Source organism: Kitasatospora viridis (assembly GCF_007829815.1).
Classification (GTDB): Bacteria; Actinomycetota; Actinomycetes; order Streptomycetales; family Streptomycetaceae; genus Kitasatospora; species Kitasatospora viridis.
The window spans coordinates 4431966-4446351 of record NZ_VIWT01000001.1 but is presented as its reverse complement, the minus strand read 5'-3'; the positions used below and the strand labels follow the sequence as shown (position 1 = coordinate 4446351).

Sequence of the window (14386 nt, the reverse complement as noted above, 5' to 3'; positions counted from 1 at the left end):
CGGTCACTACCGTCCCACCACCGCCTCGACGTCAGCGGAAGGCCGCCAGGTTGCGCGCCGCCCAGTCGCCGAAGCTGCGCGCCGGACGGCCGAGCAGCTGCTCGATGTCCCCGGTGATCCGCAGCTCCTCCGGCGTCGGGGCGCCCAGGATGCCGAGCGTGGCGTCGGCCACCGCCTCGGGCATCATGGCGACCAGGTGCCCCCGCGCCTGCTCGGCCGTCAGCTCGACCAACTCGACCTTCTCGCCCAGGAGTTCCCCGAACACCTCGGCGCAGTCCCGCGGCGAGCGGAGCTGCGGACCGGTCAACTGGAAGGCCTGGCCGAGGTGTTCACTGGTGCGCAGGAGCAGCGCGGCCACCTCGGCGATGTCGGTCGGGTCCACCAGCGGCAGGCCGGTCCCGGCGAACGGGGCGTACACGGTGCGGCCGGTGCGGACCGACTCGGCCCAGCCGTAGGCGTTGGAGGTGAACGCACCCGGCCGCAGCACCGTCCAGTCCAGCCCCGACTCGCGCACCGCCCGCTCGGCGCCGCCCATCACCGTGCCGTGCGCGGGCGAGTCGGGCCGGGTCAGAACGCCCAGGCTGGAGAGCTGCACCACCCGGCGCACCCCGCCCGCCTTGGCCACGTCGAGCAGTTCCGGCACCGGCATCTGGTGCGCCGCCCCGGCGTCGTGCAGGAAGAGCGCGTCCGCGCCCTCGACGGCGGGCCGCAGGCTCTCCGGGTCGGTCAGGTCGACCCGCACGTGCCGCACGCCCTCCGGCAGCCACTGCGGCACGGAGCGGGAGACGGCGGTCACCGGCTCTCCCGCGGCGGCCAGCGCCTCGACCAGCGGACGGCCGACGTTCCCGGTTGCACCGGTCACCACAATCATGTCAACTCCCGTGTTCCACAAGTATGTTGACGGGCCGTTCGAGGCCCGTTCCGGTTCGACACGAGGACGCTAACACCGCCGGTATAGTAGGTACCTAGAGGAAAGTGGCTATGCCGGAGGGGAGCGAGGGCCGCCATGGAGCCGATCGACGGCGCGACCCAAGACCCGACCCCGGGCCCGACCCCGGACCCGACGCAGGCCTGCCCGATCAGTCCGATCGCGGACATCGTGTTCAGCCGCTGGACCACGCCGATCCTGTGGGCACTGAACCAGTACGGCATGCTGCGCTTCGTCGAACTGCAGCGCCTGATCGGCACCATCACCCCGAAGGTGCTCACCCAGCGCCTGCGCCAACTGGAGCGCGACGGACTGGTGGTGCGCACCTACCACGCCGAGGTGCCGCCGCGGGTCGAGTACCGGATCAGCGACCTCGGCCGCAGCCTCGCGCCGCTCTTCGCCCACCTCGTCGACTGGTCCAACGACAACCTGCCCCGGGTCACCGAGGCCCGCGAGGCGTACGACGCGGAGCCCGGCCACTGACCGAACCGATGGTTCGAGCACGCGCAGTGGCGATCCGTCACGCCCTGGAGCGAGCGCAAAACGTGACCGCCGGACCCTTGAGGCTCCGTCGACGAGTCCGTTAACCTCCGTTTGTTTCTGTTGGAATCTGAGCGAAACCCCACTCGCTCAGGCGTGCCATGTCACATATTCAACAGTTTCGCCAGCCACCCACCGTATCTGCACAGGCTCTCACCCCAGAGAGCGCTTCCCCCACCCGCATTCACCCCATGGAGCCCCCATGCGCCTGCGCTCAGCGTCGCGCCAGTCGCCCTCCCGCCGCACCGCCCGCACCCTGCCCAGCGCGCTGCTCGCCATCGCGCTCGCCGGCTCCGGCCTGAGCGCCGCCGCCGTGCTCGGCGCCGCGACCCCCGCCGCCGCCCTGGCGAACGGCAACGCCCTCACCCCGCCGATGGGTTGGAACTCCTGGAACTCGCTCGGCACCAACGTCACCGAGCAGCAGGTCAAGCAGACCATCGACTTCATGTCGGCCAACGGCCTGGTGCAGGCCGGCTACAACACCGTCACCATCGACGACGGCTGGTCGCTGAACCACCGCGACGGCCAGACCACCGACGTGGTGAAGAACGCGTACGGCGCGATGCAGCTGTACGACAACAACGGCAACCCGGTGCTCGGCACCGACGGCACCGGCAACGACCCGACCAGCGGCCACCTGGTGCCCAACGCCAACTTCCCGGCCCAGACCGTCAACGGCCAGTCCCTGAACGGGATCCAGTACCTGGCCTGGTACGCGCACAGCAAGGGCATGAAGTTCGGGCTCTACAGCACCGACACCTACACCACCTGCCAGGGCCACCCCGGCAGCCTGGGCCACGAGAGCACCGACGCGAGCGACTTCGTCTCCTGGGGCGTCGACTTCGTCAAGTACGACGACTGCCCGTACGGTCCGGCCATCAACGGCTCGGACGGCCACAACTATGGCACCCAGGGCGAGGGCAAGGAGCTCACCGAGTCCATGTTCGCGCGGGTGCAGGCCTTCCAGAAGGCGCTCGACGCGGCCTCGGCCGCGCAGGGCAAGCCGAAGGTCACCCTCTCGGTCTCCGCGCAGCCCGTGCACACCGGCATCCCCTACCTGGAGAACGCCAACGACCCGGCCCGCACCGACCCGCTGGTCGTCGCCGCCGGCACCCCGCAGTTCCAGGCCCCCGGTTACGCCCCCACCGGCGTCTGGTGCGGCGAGGTGGCCAACCTCTGCCGGATCGGCGGCGACCGCAACAGCGACCTCAACGGCGTGCTCTACAACGGCTCGCTGCAGACCGCGCTGCAGTACCCCGGCAACGTGCACCCGGGCAGCTGGAACGACATGGACATGATGTTCGCCGGCTGGAACGACCCCTACGGCGAGTACGGGGTCACCGACACCTGCACCTGCCACAAGCCGTTCACCGACGACGAGTCGCGCACCGAGACCTCGATCCTGTCGATGATGGCCGCACCGCTGATCTCCGGCGCCGACCTGCGCGCCGCCGCCGACTCGCAGCAGACCTCCAACGGCGCCACCTGGTCCACCGGCATCGGCGCCTCCTCGCTGGCCATCCTGAAGAACTCCGACATGATCGCCATCGACCAGGACTCGCTGGCCAAGCCGGCCACCCTGGTCGGCGGCGCGCCGGCCTCCTCCACCGCACCGGTGATCCTCAAGCGCCAGCTGGCCAACGGCGACCTCGCGGTCGCGCTGGTCAACCAGGACCCGAGCAACTGGGCGATGCCGAGCGTGACGCTCAGCCAGCTCGGCCTGACCGGCTCCAGCTACTCCTACAAGGAGATCTGGAGCGGCAGCACCGGCACCACCACCGGTACCATCGGCGGCAGTTGGATCCCGGCCCACGGCACCGCGCTCTACCGGATCAGCGCCGGCTCCACCCCCGCCACCAACACCCCCGCAGCCGTGATCGGTGACGGCAAGTACCACTCGATCAGCGCGGGCGGCACCGGCGGCCAGGCCCTGGAGGTGTCCGGCACCTGCAGCGCCAACGACGGTGCGACGACGGACCTCAACACCTACTGGAACACCCACACCTCGGAGCAGTGGAACTTCGCCGCCAACTCCGACGGCACGGTGCGGATCACCGACAACTGCAACACCGCCACCCAGGTGCACGGCACGCTGACCGGCTCCGCCACCGCGGGCGCCGCCGCCTCCGTGACCAACGCCTTCGACCCGAACAACGCCGCCCAGAAGTGGCGCGTCACCCAGAACACCGCCACCGGCGCCCTCACCCTCACCAACGTGGCCACCGGCCTGGTGCTGGACGCCCCGAACTCCACGGCCACCTCGGCCGTGGTCACCGACCAGGCCAACCCTGCGGGGGCGGGACAGGCCTGGAGCACGCTGTCCTGATCCCTGACCCCTGATCAGTACGGCTGCTGCGCAAGGCCCCGAGCCCACCGGAGACCCCCACCTCCGGCCGCTCGGGGCCTTGTTCCCGTCATGGGGTTCTGTTTGACTACGGATCGACAACCGAATTCGATCATCCGGGGGACCACATGAAGCGCCTCGTCACCGTCATCGCCACCGCCACCTGCGCACTGGCCCTCACCCTCGGCGGCGCCGCCTGGGCCACCAGCGGCAGCAGCACCACCCACGTCGACCACATCGCCGGCGGCACCGGCCTCTGCTGCTGAACGGCTTCACCCTCGCCCCGGACGATCTGACGGACCGTCCGGGGCGATCCGTTTCACGGCCGCCCGCGGTGCCGCTCCCACTCGCGGTCCAGCACCGCCATCACGTGGTTGTCCACCCAGCCGTCCCCCACCCTGATCACCTCGCGCTCGGTGCCCTCCAGCACGAAGCCGGCCTTCTCGTAGGCGCGGCGGGCCCGGGAGTTGTGGGCGTAGACGCCGAGCGAGACGCGGTGCAGCCCGAGCCGCTCGAAGCCGTACCCCACGGTGAGGCGGACGGCCTCCGTACCCAGGCCCCGGTCGCGGCCCGCCGCCGTCAGGATGATCCGGAAGTTGCAGCTCTGCCGCGCCGGCTGCCACTCGTTGAGCACCGCCTCCCCGACGCACCGCCCAGTGGCCCGGTCGACCACGGCGAGGTCGAGCCGGTCCGGCTGCTCGTGGCGGGTGCCGTACCACTCCCGCATCACCCGCTCCCGCTCCGCCGTCCACTGCGAACGGCCGCTCTGCTCCTCGCCGTTGGCGAACCGGGCCGTCTCGGGGTCGGTGAGGAAGTCGCGGATCGCCTCGGCGTCCTCGTCGACCGCGAAGGGCCGCAGCACCACCAAGTCCCCTACCAGCGTCGGCTTGACGGAGAAATCGCTGAGAGCAGTCATGGCCCGATTCTCGGCAGCCGCACCGGCACCGGCAAACCGTTTGTCTCACTCGGCCGCGATCCCCGCCAACACGCCCGCCCGGGTGGCCAGTCGGGCCGGCCAGAGCGCCGCGAGCAGGCCGACCGCGCCCGCGCCCAGCACGTAGAGCGTCAACTGCCCGTACGGCAGCACCAGGCTGAGGTCGGCCACCGCGTCCTTGGTCATCCGCACCACCGACCAGGCCAGTAGCACCCCCGTCGCGACGCCCAGCACCGCGCCGAAGACGGCGATCACCACCGCCTCCAGCCGCAGCATCCGCCGCACGCCCGACCGGTCCAGCCCGATCGCCCGCAACAGGCCGATCTCGCACCGCCGTTCGAAGACCGACATGGCGAGCGTGTTGACCACCCCCAGCACGGCGATCACCACGGCCATGGTCAGCAACCCGTACATCACCTCCAGCAGCAGCACCGTCCGCGCGGCGAACGCCACCTGGAGGTCGTGGTGGGACTGCACCTGGATCAGCGGGTTGTCACCGGTCGCGTCCCGCAGCGCCTGCTGGAGGGCCGCCGTGGCGCCGTCCGTCCCCCGGACCAGCACGCTGCCGTAGAACGGCCGGGTGACGTGCCGGCGCAGCACCGCCTCGCTCAGCAGGCTCGGCCCCTCCAGGTCGGAGCTCTGGAAGATCCCGCCGATCGTCAACGTGCCCGCGGAGCCGTCCGGATAGGTGACGTTCAGGCTGGTGCCGACGGTCCAGCCGGACCGGCTCGCCGAGGCCTGCTCCACCAGCAGCTGTCCCTGGGCGAGCGCCGCCGTCGATCCGCTCACCATCGTGGGCACCATCTGCCGGTCCAGCCCCGCCGGGTCCACCCCCGCGACACCCATCGGGGCGGGCTGGTCGGGCAGTTGCAGCGCCTCCTGGTCCAGCGGCTCGGTCGCCGCCACGCCGGGTGCCGCGGCGATCGCGGCGATCGCGGCCGGCGAGAGCGGCTGGCCGAACAGCGCGCTGACCTGGTAATCGGCCCGCATGCCCTCGGTGACCTGCTGGTCGACGGCGCTGGTCATCGAACTGCCGAGCACCGTCAGCGCGCTGATCAGGCCGATCCCGATGGTGAGCGCGGAGGCGGTGGCGGCGGTGCGGCGCGGGTTGCGCACCGCGTTGCGCCGGGCCAGCCGGCCGCTGACCCCGAACAACCGCCCGTAGACCGGCCCGACCAGCGCGATCGCGGGGCGGGAGAGCAGCGGGGTGAGCACCAGCACGCCGAGCACCAGCAGCAGCGCGCCCAGCGCGACCAGCCGCATCGCGCCCTCGCCGTGCCGCCCACTCTCGAACAGCACGACGGCCAGCCCGAGCACCGCCAGCGCGAGCCCGACCGAGTTGCGCAGCACCAGGCCGCGCCTGCGGATCGGCGCCTCCACTGAGTTGAGCGCGGCCATCGGCGGCACCCGGGAGGCCCGCACGGCCGGCAGCAGGGCCGAGACGATGGTCACCAGCACGCCGGCGAGCAGGGTGACGAGCACCGTGGTCGGCGCGATCACCAGCGTGCCGGCCATCGCCTGACTGCCCCAGGAGCTCATCAACGCCTGCATCCCGCTGCCGATGCCGATCCCGACCAGCAGGCCCAGTACCGAGGCGACCGCACCCACCACCGATGCCTCGGCCAGCACCGAGCGGCGGACCTGGCGCCGGCTCGCGCCGACCGCCCGCAGCAGCGCCAACTCCCGGGTGCGCTGGGCGATCAGCATGCTGAAGGTGTTGGAGATCACGAAGATCCCGACGAAGAGCGCGATGGCCGCGAAGCAGAGCAGCACGAACTCCAGCGTGCGGCTCGCGAGTTCGACGAGTTTCAGCTGTGCGGAGCGCAGCTGGTCGACCGTCTGGATCTCGATGTTGGAGCTGCCGGGAACCACCCGGGCCGCTTGGGCCGCCAACTCGTCGGCGCCGACTCCCGGTTTGGCGGTGAGCGCGACGGCACCGTACTCGCCCGGCTTGCCGTAGTAGCGCTGCGCGGTGGCCGTGTCCAGCAGCACCAGCGAGCCGCCGGCCCGCACCTGCGGGTCGTCGGTGCGGAAGATCCCGGTGACCGTCACCTGGGCGACCGGCCCGGTGACGGCCAGTCGGACGGTGTCGCCGACCTTGAAGTGCCGCGCGGCCGCTGTGCCGCTGTCGACCGCGATGCCGTGCTCGTCGCTCGGCCCGGCGCCCTGGAGCATCGGGTAGCGCGGGTCGCTGCCGTCCGGTCCGGGCGACCAGTTGGTGCCGTGGGTGTCGCCCCGACGGCCGATCAACTTGCCCTGTGCGTCGGCGATCCCGGCGAATCCGGTGACGGTGCCCCGGGCGGCGGCGGTGCCCGGCAGCGCGGCGAGCGCGCGCAGCGTGGCGTCGGTGAGCGGCTGGGCGCCGCCGGTGCGGTCCATCGGCCCCGCGTCCGGGCCGGTGGCGGTGTCCGTGACCTGGACGGAGATGCCGCGGTAGCTGCTGGAGATGCTGTTCCGGAAGGAGGCGTCGACCGAGTCGGCGAAGACCAGCGTGCCGGCCACGAAGGCGGTGCCGAGCAGCACGGCCAGCACCGTCATCAGCAGCCGGCCCTTGTGCGCGAGCACGTTGCGAAGTGCGGTTCGGTACAGCATCAGCGGCCCTTCACGTCGAAGGAGCGCATCCGGCCGAGCACGGCCTCGGCGGTCGGCTCGGTGAGCTCGTCCACCAGCCGGCCGTCGGCCAGGAAGACCACGCGGTCGGCGTAGGAGGCGGCGACCGGGTCGTGGGTGACCATCACGACGGTCTGGCCGAGTTCGTCCACCGAGCGGCGCAGGAACCCCAAGACCTCGGCGCCGGAGCGGGAGTCGAGGTTCCCGGTCGGCTCGTCGGCGAAGATGATCTCCGGCCGGGAGGCGAGCGCCCGGGCCACCGCGACCCTCCCTCCTTGCCCGCCATCGGACAGGAGGGGCCCATCTGCTGACCGCCGGAGAGCTGGCCGGGCCGGTGCCCCAGCCGGTCGCCCAGACCGACTGTGAAGACCACCGTGGCCAGCCACTCCTCGTCGGGCCGGCGGCCGGCGATGTCCGTCGGCAGCGTGATGTTCTCCAGCGCGGTCAGGGTGGGCAGCAGGTTGAAGGCCTGGAAGACGAAACCCGACGCTGTCCCGGCGCAGGCGGGTCAGCTGCTTCTCCTTGAGCGCGGTGATCTCGGTGCCGCCGATGAACGCCGTGCCGGAGCTGACCGCGTCCAGGCCGGCCATGCCTGGGGGCCCCTCCCAGCCGCCAGGCTGGGGGAGCATCAGGGTGGACTTGCCGGAGCCGGACGGCCCCATGATCGCGGTGAACTCGCCCCGGCGGAACTCGACGCTGACGTCGTCCAGGGCGGTCACCCTGGTCTCGCCTTCGCCGTAGACCTTGTTCAGGCCCACCGCCCGGGCAGCGGAGGTGGTCGATTGCACGCTTGCTCCTGTGGGGAGTTGACGGGATGTGCGTCCACCGTCCCGCGCCGCCGGGTGCCCGGGCGTCCCGCGCGGAGCCGATCTTCGGGGCGCCGGGTATGTCCGTGGGCATAGGCCTGCAAGCCGATGGTGGGGGCGGGGCGGCTCACTACCATCGGTCCGGTGGATCAGACCGTGCCCCGACCGCCGCTGCTCGAACGACTCCCGCCCCGGGCCTGGAGCGCCGCCCTGTGGTGCTCGACGCTCGTCTTGGCGATGGAGATCGGCATCCGCTGCCCGTCCGCCTTCCACCCGCTGCGGTGGCTCTGGCCCGTGCTGGCCTTCCTGCTGGCCGCGCCGCTGTTGCTGGCCCGGCGCCGGCCGGTGCTCGCGCTGGCCGCGACGATGGCGGCCGGGCTGGGTACCGTGGCGCTCGGGCGGTCACCGTGGCCGTGGTTCCTGGTCGTGATGAACCTCCTGGTGCTGCGCCTCGCCGCCGCCGACCTGAGTCGGCTGCGGACGGTCGGGCCGGCGGTGGTGGTGTTCGCCGTGGAGCTCTGCGGTTGGCGCGGCGCCAATGGCAGTTGGTCGGGTTCGGTGCACGTAGCGGTTCCGTTCGCCTCGGCGACGGCCTTCTGTTGGGCGGTCGGCAACTCACTGCGCCAGCGGCGCGACTATGCGGAGAGCCGGCGCGTCCAGGCCGTGCAGGCTGAACGGCTGCGCATCGCGCGGGAGTTGCACGACATGGTGGCGCACAGCATCGGCGTGATCGCGATCCAGTCGGGCGCGGCCCGGCTGGCGGTCGACGACCCGTCGGAGGTCGACAAGTCGCTGGGCGCGATCGAGACGACCAGCCGGGAGACGCTGGCCGGGCTGCGGCGGATGCTCGGTGGCCTGCGGGACGCGGAGGCCGACTCGGCACCCGGCCTGGCGGACCTTTCGCGCCTGGCCGAAACGACGGCGGAGTCCGGCGTGCGGATGGACCTGCGGTGGCGGGGGCACCGACGACCGCTGCCGCCGGAAGTCGAGCTCTCCGCCTTCCGGATCGTGCAGGAGTCGGTGACCAACGTGGTGCGGCACGCCGGCGCCCGGCACTGCTGGGTCTCGGTGGAGTACGGGGAGGCGGAGTTGGCGATCGAGGTGCTGGACGACGGGCGGGGCGGGGCGGTGGGCGGCGAACCGGCCGGGGTCGGCGACGGCGCCTTCGGGATCGCGGGCATGCGGGAGCGGGTCGAGCTGCTCTACGGCCGATTCAGCGCGGGCCCCCGGCCCGAGGGCGGCTTCCGGGTGAGCGCGAGGCTGCCGGCATGACGGTCCGGGTGGTGCTCGCTGACGACCAGGAACTGGTGCGCGCCGGGCTGAAGTTGGCGATCTCCCGGACGCCCGACCTGGAGGTGGTCGGCGAGGCCGGCACGGGGGCGGAGGCGGTGCGGGTGACTCGTGAGCTGACGCCGGACGTGGTCCTGATGGATTTAAGAATGCCCATTATTAACGGCATCGAGGCAACCCGACTGATCACCAGTCAGCTGACGGACACTCGGGTCCTGGTCCTCACCACCTTCGACGACGACGAGAGCGTCTTCGGCTCGCTGCGCGCCGGGGCCAGCGGGTTCCTGGTGAAGGACATGCCGGTGCTGGACCTGCTCGGCGCCGTCCGGCTGGTCGCGGCCGGCGACGGGCTGATCGCGCCGAGCGTGACGCGGCGGCTGATCGAGGAGTTCGCGGGCGCTCGGCGGCGCAAGCCGGACCGGCGGGCCGGGCCGCTGGACGGCGTCACCGTCCGGGAGCGCGAAGTGCTCACCCTGGTGGGAAGCGGACTCTCCAACCAGGAGATCGGCGAACGCCTGGGCATCGCCCCCGGCACCGCGAAGGTGCACGTGGCCCGGCTGATGACCAAGCTGGCGGCGCGGGACCGGGTGCAGCTGGTGATCAGGGCGTACGAGGCGGGCCTGGTCTCGCCGTAGGGCCCGCCCGGCCTGCGCGACCCGTCCGGCCCGTGCGGTACAACGGCGGCATGGACACCGCGCTACTCGCACAGCTGCTGGACGACACCTTCGACCACGCCCTCGTCTACCACGGCTACACCGACTACATGCGCGACTACGAGGTCATCGTCTACATGACGGCGGCCAAGAGCACCGGGATCCCCCCGGCCTACCTGCGCTACCTCTTCCGGCACTGCGTCGAGGCGCGGTGCGAGACGACGGTACCGGCCGAGACCTGGCAGCGGTCGCTGGACGAGCGCCTGCTCGACCTCGACACCGGCGCCGACCTCGACGGGTTCGTCTGGGGCGTGAAGTGGCAGTGCATGTACCCGGGCGCGAGCCTGCTCCCCCAGTCGGACGCGGCCCGCCGCTGGTCGGCCGAGGTCGGGATCGACTTCCACCACGTACTCGTCGAGACCAACGCCCAGCGGCTGACCCTGCTCTTCTCCGACCTCCAGGTCACGGAGGTCCCGGTCGGCTACGCCCCGTACGCCACGGACTGAGAGCCCGCGCCCGTGTCCATCGGCTGTTGATCGGCGACTGTCCTACTGTGAGTCAGCTTTCGGTTCGCAGTCCTGGAGGACGATCGTGCGCAAGTCGGCAGTTCGGGTCGTGGTCGGCGTGGTGGCGGCCCTGGTGATCGCGGTGGCGGCCGGGCCCCTCACTGCCGGACCAGCCGCACACACTGCGGCGCGGGCCACCAGCCAGGTGACACCCGAGGCCTGCGGCGGCACGCCGATGGGCTGCCTCTGACTCGCCTCCGCAGATGACCGAGCTCGTGACCTCGCGACTCCGCCTGCGCCGCTTCGCGCCTGACGATGCGCCCGCCCTGGCGCGCTACCGTTCCGACCCCCGCGTCGCCCGCCACCAGGCCTGGCGGACGCCGATCGACCGGGCACAGGCGGCGGCCGTCATCGCCGGCTACCGCACCGAGGAGCCCGACCGACCCGGCTTCTTCCAGTACGCGATCGAGCTGCTCCGGCACCCCGGCCTGATCGGTGACCTCTTCGTCGCGACCGAGGCCGACGGCACCCAGGCGGCGGTGGGCATCACGCTCACGAGAGAGGTGCACCACCGGGGCTACGCGACCGAGGCGCTGACCGCCGTCACCGACCGCCTCCTCGCCTCGGGCGTGCGACGGGTCCGCGCCACCTGCGACGCCCGCAACACGGCATCGGCGAGGCTGCTACGACGGGTCGGCTTCGAGCAGTGCGGCCGGGAGAGCCAGTACCTGGAGCTGCGAGGCGTCCACGCCGACGTCCTGCTGTTCGAGATGTCTGCTCGGAGTCGGGCGGGCAGCTGCACCGCCCTTGAAGAACCTGCCGGGGACCAGACGGGTACCACCGGCACCCACCGCGCGCACTGACGCGCCGTCACACATGGAGGACAGCATGGATCAGGCCCGCCCTGGAGACCGCCTCGCCCCGGTCGACGAGACCGAGCTTGGCATCGACGCCGTGAACACCCCGAGCCGGCCGATCGCGCCGACCGAGCTGACCGAGCCGACCGCCCCGGAGCAGACCGAGGCGTAGGACCAAGGTGGCGGTCTTCTCGGTCGTACCTCTGCCGAGAAGACCGCCACCTTGCACACTCGGCTGCGCCTACCCCAAGGCCTCCACCAGCGCGGCGGCCACGGCCACCTCGGTACCGGCGAGGCCGACCGAGCAGAAGACGGTGACCTGGTCGGCACTGGTGCGGCCGGGCGCGTCACCGGCGGCGAGCGCGCCGAGCTGGGCCATCGGCTTCCCGGCGAAGAGGTGCGGATCGGGGTAGCCGTTGAGCTGCGCGAGCGAGTCGGTGCAGAACACCTCGCCGCGCTCGGCGAGTTCGACCGGGATCTCGTGGTGCTGCGCGAACTTCGGCCCCAGCGTGGTCAGGTGGGTGCCGGGGGCGAGCCACTCCGCCTCCAGCACGGGAGTTGAACTGTTGGTCGCGGTGATCACGACGTCCCGCTCCCGGGCCGCCTCCTCGGGCGAGCCGGCGGGGCGGATCTCCACGCCGAGCTCCGCCCGGGCGCGCGCGGCGAACGCCTCGGCGTTCGCGGGGTTCCGGCTCTGTACGAGCACTTCGGTGACGGGCCGCACGGCGGTCAGCGCCCACAGCTGCGTCCACGCCTGCAGCCCGGTCCCGAACAGCCCGACCCGCACCGGCCCGGGCTTCGCGAGCAGATCGGCGGCGACGGCACCGATCGCCCCGGTCCGCCGGTTGCCGAGCTCCCGGCCGTGCACGACGGCACGGAGCGAGGCGTCCTGTTCACTCCAGAGCGCCACCAGCTGCTCGGCCCCGACGAACGTGTCGTACGCCCGGAACCCGAACACCCCCTGCCCAGCGAGCCGCCCCACCGTGAAGACGAGCGCCCCGTCCCCCAGTTCAGCGTGCGCACGAGCAGGCGCGTGCAGGGTGCCCTGGTGGTGCTCGACCAGCGCGGAGCGGATGGCGGCAACGGTGCGCTCGGCGGAGAGGTGGGCGCGGACGTCGGCGTCGGAGAGGAGGAGCGGTTCGTTCACGGAAGTCGTCATGGCGTCACCGTAAGGGACGGTGATCACGGCGATCCGTCAGGTGCCCTGGAACTGCCCTGCCTTGAGCGCTACGAGGAACGAGCGGAAGGCGTCGGGCGAGACGGTGAGCAGCGGGCCGTGGGGGTCCTTGCTGTCGCGGAGCTGGAGAACAGTGGGAACGTTGTCCGCTACCTCGACGCAGTGACCGTTGTCGTTGCTGTGGCTGCTCTTCCTCCACAGAGGGTGCACAGTGGTCATCTCAGATCCTTCATTGCAGCGACGATCCGATCGATCGACGCTCGGGGTGAAAGGGCGTGAGCCGTAAGAAGATCATAGGCGCGATCCGCAGCTGCCACATCGTCAGGATCGGCCAGAATTTGCCCTTGAAGGAACCCGTCAACTACTACGAGACCGGGCCCCTCATCCAAGGTCAGCGCGGAGAACGGCCCACCGAGCCCCGCATGAGCTCCACTGTCGAACGGAAGGACTTGCAGGACCGTCCTGGGAGCTTCCGCCTCAGCGATTAGTCGTTCGAATTGCTTCAGCATGACCGACGGACTGGCAATGTGGCGCCGCAGCACCAGTTCGTCCAGGACAACCCACAAGTCCGGCCGATCATCTCGATTCAGGATTTCCTGTCGTTGCATGCGAGCTGCAACTTGTTCGGCCGCAACAGCCCTTTCGAGTCGACGCCCGGACATCACCGCTCGCGCATACTCCTCGGTCTGCAACAAGCCATCCACCACCTGGACCTGGAACGACCGGATGATGCGCGCCGCTTCCTCCAGGTCCACGAACGGCCGGAACCACTTCGGGAACGCGAACTTGATCACCAAGGGCCACAACCGCTGGAAGTAGTCCCCCGTCCCGAACCGCCCGTCCGCCAGCTCGGACAGCTCCTTGGTGGGCAGCCGCACGCCGGCCTCGATCTTGTTCAACAGCGACGGCGCCATGAGTGCGAGCTTCGCGAACTCCCGCTGCGTGACGCCGTGCTCCTCCCGCTTCTTGCGCAGATCCGTTGCGTAGAACGCCTGAACGGAAGCAGTGGGGTCGAGTGCATCGGCCAGGGACATGGTGCAACTCCCAGCATTGACTAGCGCCAGTTTCAACGCGCTCAGTAGTCAAACCCCTCCGGAGCGCACTCCCCATGATGCACAGTCAATAGCGGCAGGAACCCCCCTTTCCCCAAAGATCGGAGCACCCCATGCCCCCCTCCCGCCTCCAGGTCCTCATCGCCGACCAGCGCCGCGAAGCCGAACACGCGCTCACCCAACTCACGCTCGGCCTCCAGGGAGTTGGCGTCACGCTGCCCTCCCTCGGGCTGGACCACCCCTCCCCCTTCACCGGCACCACGCTCATCGAGCTCGGCGCCGTCCGCCCGGACGTGGCGCTCCAGCTCGCCGACGTCCTGCTCCGCGCCGCCGCCGCTGATCGCTGATCGCTGACCGTGCTGCTCCTGCGCCGACTCCTCCCCGCCCCCACCCCCAGGCCCCGGCCCTGCCCGCTCGGGTGGCCGAACTGCCCCTACTGCAACGCGAGCTGACCCATGACGATCCCGCTCCCCGACCCGCCCCACACCCGCCGCAGCATCCTGCACCTGCGCACCTACCGGATCACCACCGCCGGCGAGCGCATCGAGCTCTCCGCCGGCACCCTCGACCTCGCCGTCCCCTGCGCGATCGAACTCACCTCGGAGTGGCCGGAGTGCAAGTGCCCCCGCTGTCCGCTGCCGGACCGGCGCTGACCCCCGCCATGTCGACACGCAGCACCGGCCCGAGCC

Annotated in this window: 17 protein-coding genes and 1 pseudogene; 11 read left to right on the top strand and 7 right to left on the bottom strand. The window is 71.3% G+C overall.

Annotated elements, in window-relative coordinates:
- Window positions 1–31: 31 nt before the first annotated feature.
- Entirely contained in the window at window positions 32–871 is an 840-nt protein-coding gene (locus FHX73_RS20000) for an SDR family oxidoreductase (protein ID WP_145906297.1), read from the bottom strand.
- A gap of 135 nt (window positions 872–1006) precedes the next feature.
- On the opposite strand from FHX73_RS20000, the gene FHX73_RS19995 reads away from it, so the two are divergent.
- From FHX73_RS19995 to FHX73_RS44795, 3 genes are all read left to right on the top strand, one after another.
- Window positions 1007–1411 carry a winged helix-turn-helix transcriptional regulator gene (locus FHX73_RS19995; protein ID WP_145906296.1) on the top strand — a complete coding sequence of 135 codons (405 nt, stop codon included), beginning with the start codon at window positions 1007–1009 and terminating at the stop codon, window positions 1409–1411.
- A gap of 259 nt (window positions 1412–1670) precedes the next feature.
- Window positions 1671–3794 carry an RICIN domain-containing protein gene (locus tag FHX73_RS19990; RefSeq protein WP_145906295.1) on the top strand — a complete coding sequence of 708 codons (2124 nt, stop codon included), beginning with the start codon at window positions 1671–1673 and terminating at the stop codon, window positions 3792–3794.
- 146 nt (window positions 3795–3940) lie between these two features.
- Window positions 3941–4078: a hypothetical protein gene (locus FHX73_RS44795; protein ID WP_170304974.1), complete on the top strand. Its 138-nt coding sequence runs from the start codon at window positions 3941–3943 to the stop codon at window positions 4076–4078.
- 53 nt (window positions 4079–4131) lie between these two features.
- On the opposite strand, the gene FHX73_RS19985 is transcribed toward FHX73_RS44795, so the two are convergent.
- The 3 genes and pseudogenes from FHX73_RS19985 to FHX73_RS19975 form a co-directional block, all read right to left on the bottom strand.
- Window positions 4132–4728 (bottom strand): GNAT family N-acetyltransferase, encoded by a 597-nt coding sequence (locus tag FHX73_RS19985; RefSeq protein WP_145906294.1) that lies wholly within the window; start codon window positions 4726–4728, stop codon window positions 4132–4134.
- Between the two features lie 45 nt (window positions 4729–4773).
- Entirely contained in the window at window positions 4774–7338 is a 2565-nt protein-coding gene (locus FHX73_RS19980) for an ABC transporter permease (RefSeq protein ID WP_145906293.1), read from the bottom strand.
- Window positions 7338–8144, bottom strand: a pseudogene (locus FHX73_RS19975) (ABC transporter ATP-binding protein). The gene FHX73_RS19980 and the pseudogene FHX73_RS19975 overlap by 1 nt, the downstream one beginning before the upstream one ends.
- A gap of 162 nt (window positions 8145–8306) precedes the next feature.
- Between FHX73_RS19975 and FHX73_RS19970 the strand changes: the two are divergent.
- The 6 genes from FHX73_RS19970 to FHX73_RS44785 all read left to right on the top strand — a co-directional run bounded on the left by FHX73_RS19970 (window position 8307) and on the right by FHX73_RS44785 (window position 11640).
- Window positions 8307–9434 carry a sensor histidine kinase gene (locus FHX73_RS19970; RefSeq protein WP_246213605.1) on the top strand — a complete coding sequence of 376 codons (1128 nt, stop codon included), beginning with the start codon at window positions 8307–8309 and terminating at the stop codon, window positions 9432–9434.
- A complete protein-coding gene (locus FHX73_RS19965) occupies window positions 9431–10087 on the top strand; it encodes a response regulator (RefSeq protein WP_145906291.1) in 657 nt (218 codons plus the stop codon). Before FHX73_RS19970 ends, FHX73_RS19965 begins: the two co-directional genes overlap by 4 nt.
- Window positions 10088–10137: 50 nt before the next feature.
- On the top strand, window positions 10138–10611 hold the full coding sequence (locus tag FHX73_RS19960; RefSeq protein ID WP_145906290.1) for a YxiG-like protein: 474 nt from the start codon (window positions 10138–10140) through the stop codon (window positions 10609–10611).
- 85 nt (window positions 10612–10696) lie between these two features.
- Entirely contained in the window at window positions 10697–10861 is a 165-nt protein-coding gene (locus FHX73_RS44790) for a hypothetical protein (RefSeq protein WP_170304973.1), read from the top strand.
- A gap of 13 nt (window positions 10862–10874) precedes the next feature.
- Complete coding sequence (locus tag FHX73_RS19955) at window positions 10875–11474, top strand: GNAT family N-acetyltransferase (RefSeq protein ID WP_145906289.1); 600 nt, start codon at window positions 10875–10877, stop codon at window positions 11472–11474.
- 25 nt (window positions 11475–11499) lie between these two features.
- Window positions 11500–11640, top strand: a complete 141-nt coding sequence (locus FHX73_RS44785; RefSeq protein ID WP_170304972.1) for a hypothetical protein — start codon at window positions 11500–11502, stop codon at window positions 11638–11640.
- A gap of 69 nt (window positions 11641–11709) precedes the next feature.
- Here FHX73_RS44785 and FHX73_RS19950 read toward each other — a convergent pair whose 3' ends face one another.
- The 3 genes from FHX73_RS19950 to FHX73_RS19940 are packed head-to-tail and all read right to left on the bottom strand — an operon-like array spanning window position 11710 to window position 13679.
- Window positions 11710–12627, bottom strand: a complete 918-nt coding sequence (locus FHX73_RS19950; RefSeq protein ID WP_145906288.1) for an ornithine cyclodeaminase family protein — start codon at window positions 12625–12627, stop codon at window positions 11710–11712.
- A 36-nt stretch (window positions 12628–12663) separates the two neighbouring features.
- On the bottom strand, window positions 12664–12864 hold the full coding sequence (locus tag FHX73_RS19945) for a DUF397 domain-containing protein (protein WP_145906287.1): 201 nt from the start codon (window positions 12862–12864) through the stop codon (window positions 12664–12666).
- Window positions 12861–13679 (bottom strand): Scr1 family TA system antitoxin-like transcriptional regulator, encoded by an 819-nt coding sequence (locus FHX73_RS19940; RefSeq protein ID WP_145906286.1) that lies wholly within the window; start codon window positions 13677–13679, stop codon window positions 12861–12863. The genes FHX73_RS19945 and FHX73_RS19940 overlap by 4 nt, the downstream gene beginning before the upstream one ends.
- 131 nt (window positions 13680–13810) lie before the next feature.
- Between FHX73_RS19940 and FHX73_RS19935 the strand changes: the two genes are divergently transcribed.
- Both FHX73_RS19935 and FHX73_RS19930 read left to right on the top strand, forming a co-directional pair.
- On the top strand, window positions 13811–14044 hold the full coding sequence (locus FHX73_RS19935; protein ID WP_145906285.1) for a hypothetical protein: 234 nt from the start codon (window positions 13811–13813) through the stop codon (window positions 14042–14044).
- 108 nt (window positions 14045–14152) lie between these two features.
- A complete protein-coding gene (locus FHX73_RS19930; protein WP_145906284.1) occupies window positions 14153–14350 on the top strand; it encodes a hypothetical protein in 198 nt (65 codons plus the stop codon).
- Window positions 14351–14386: the final 36 nt, after the last annotated feature.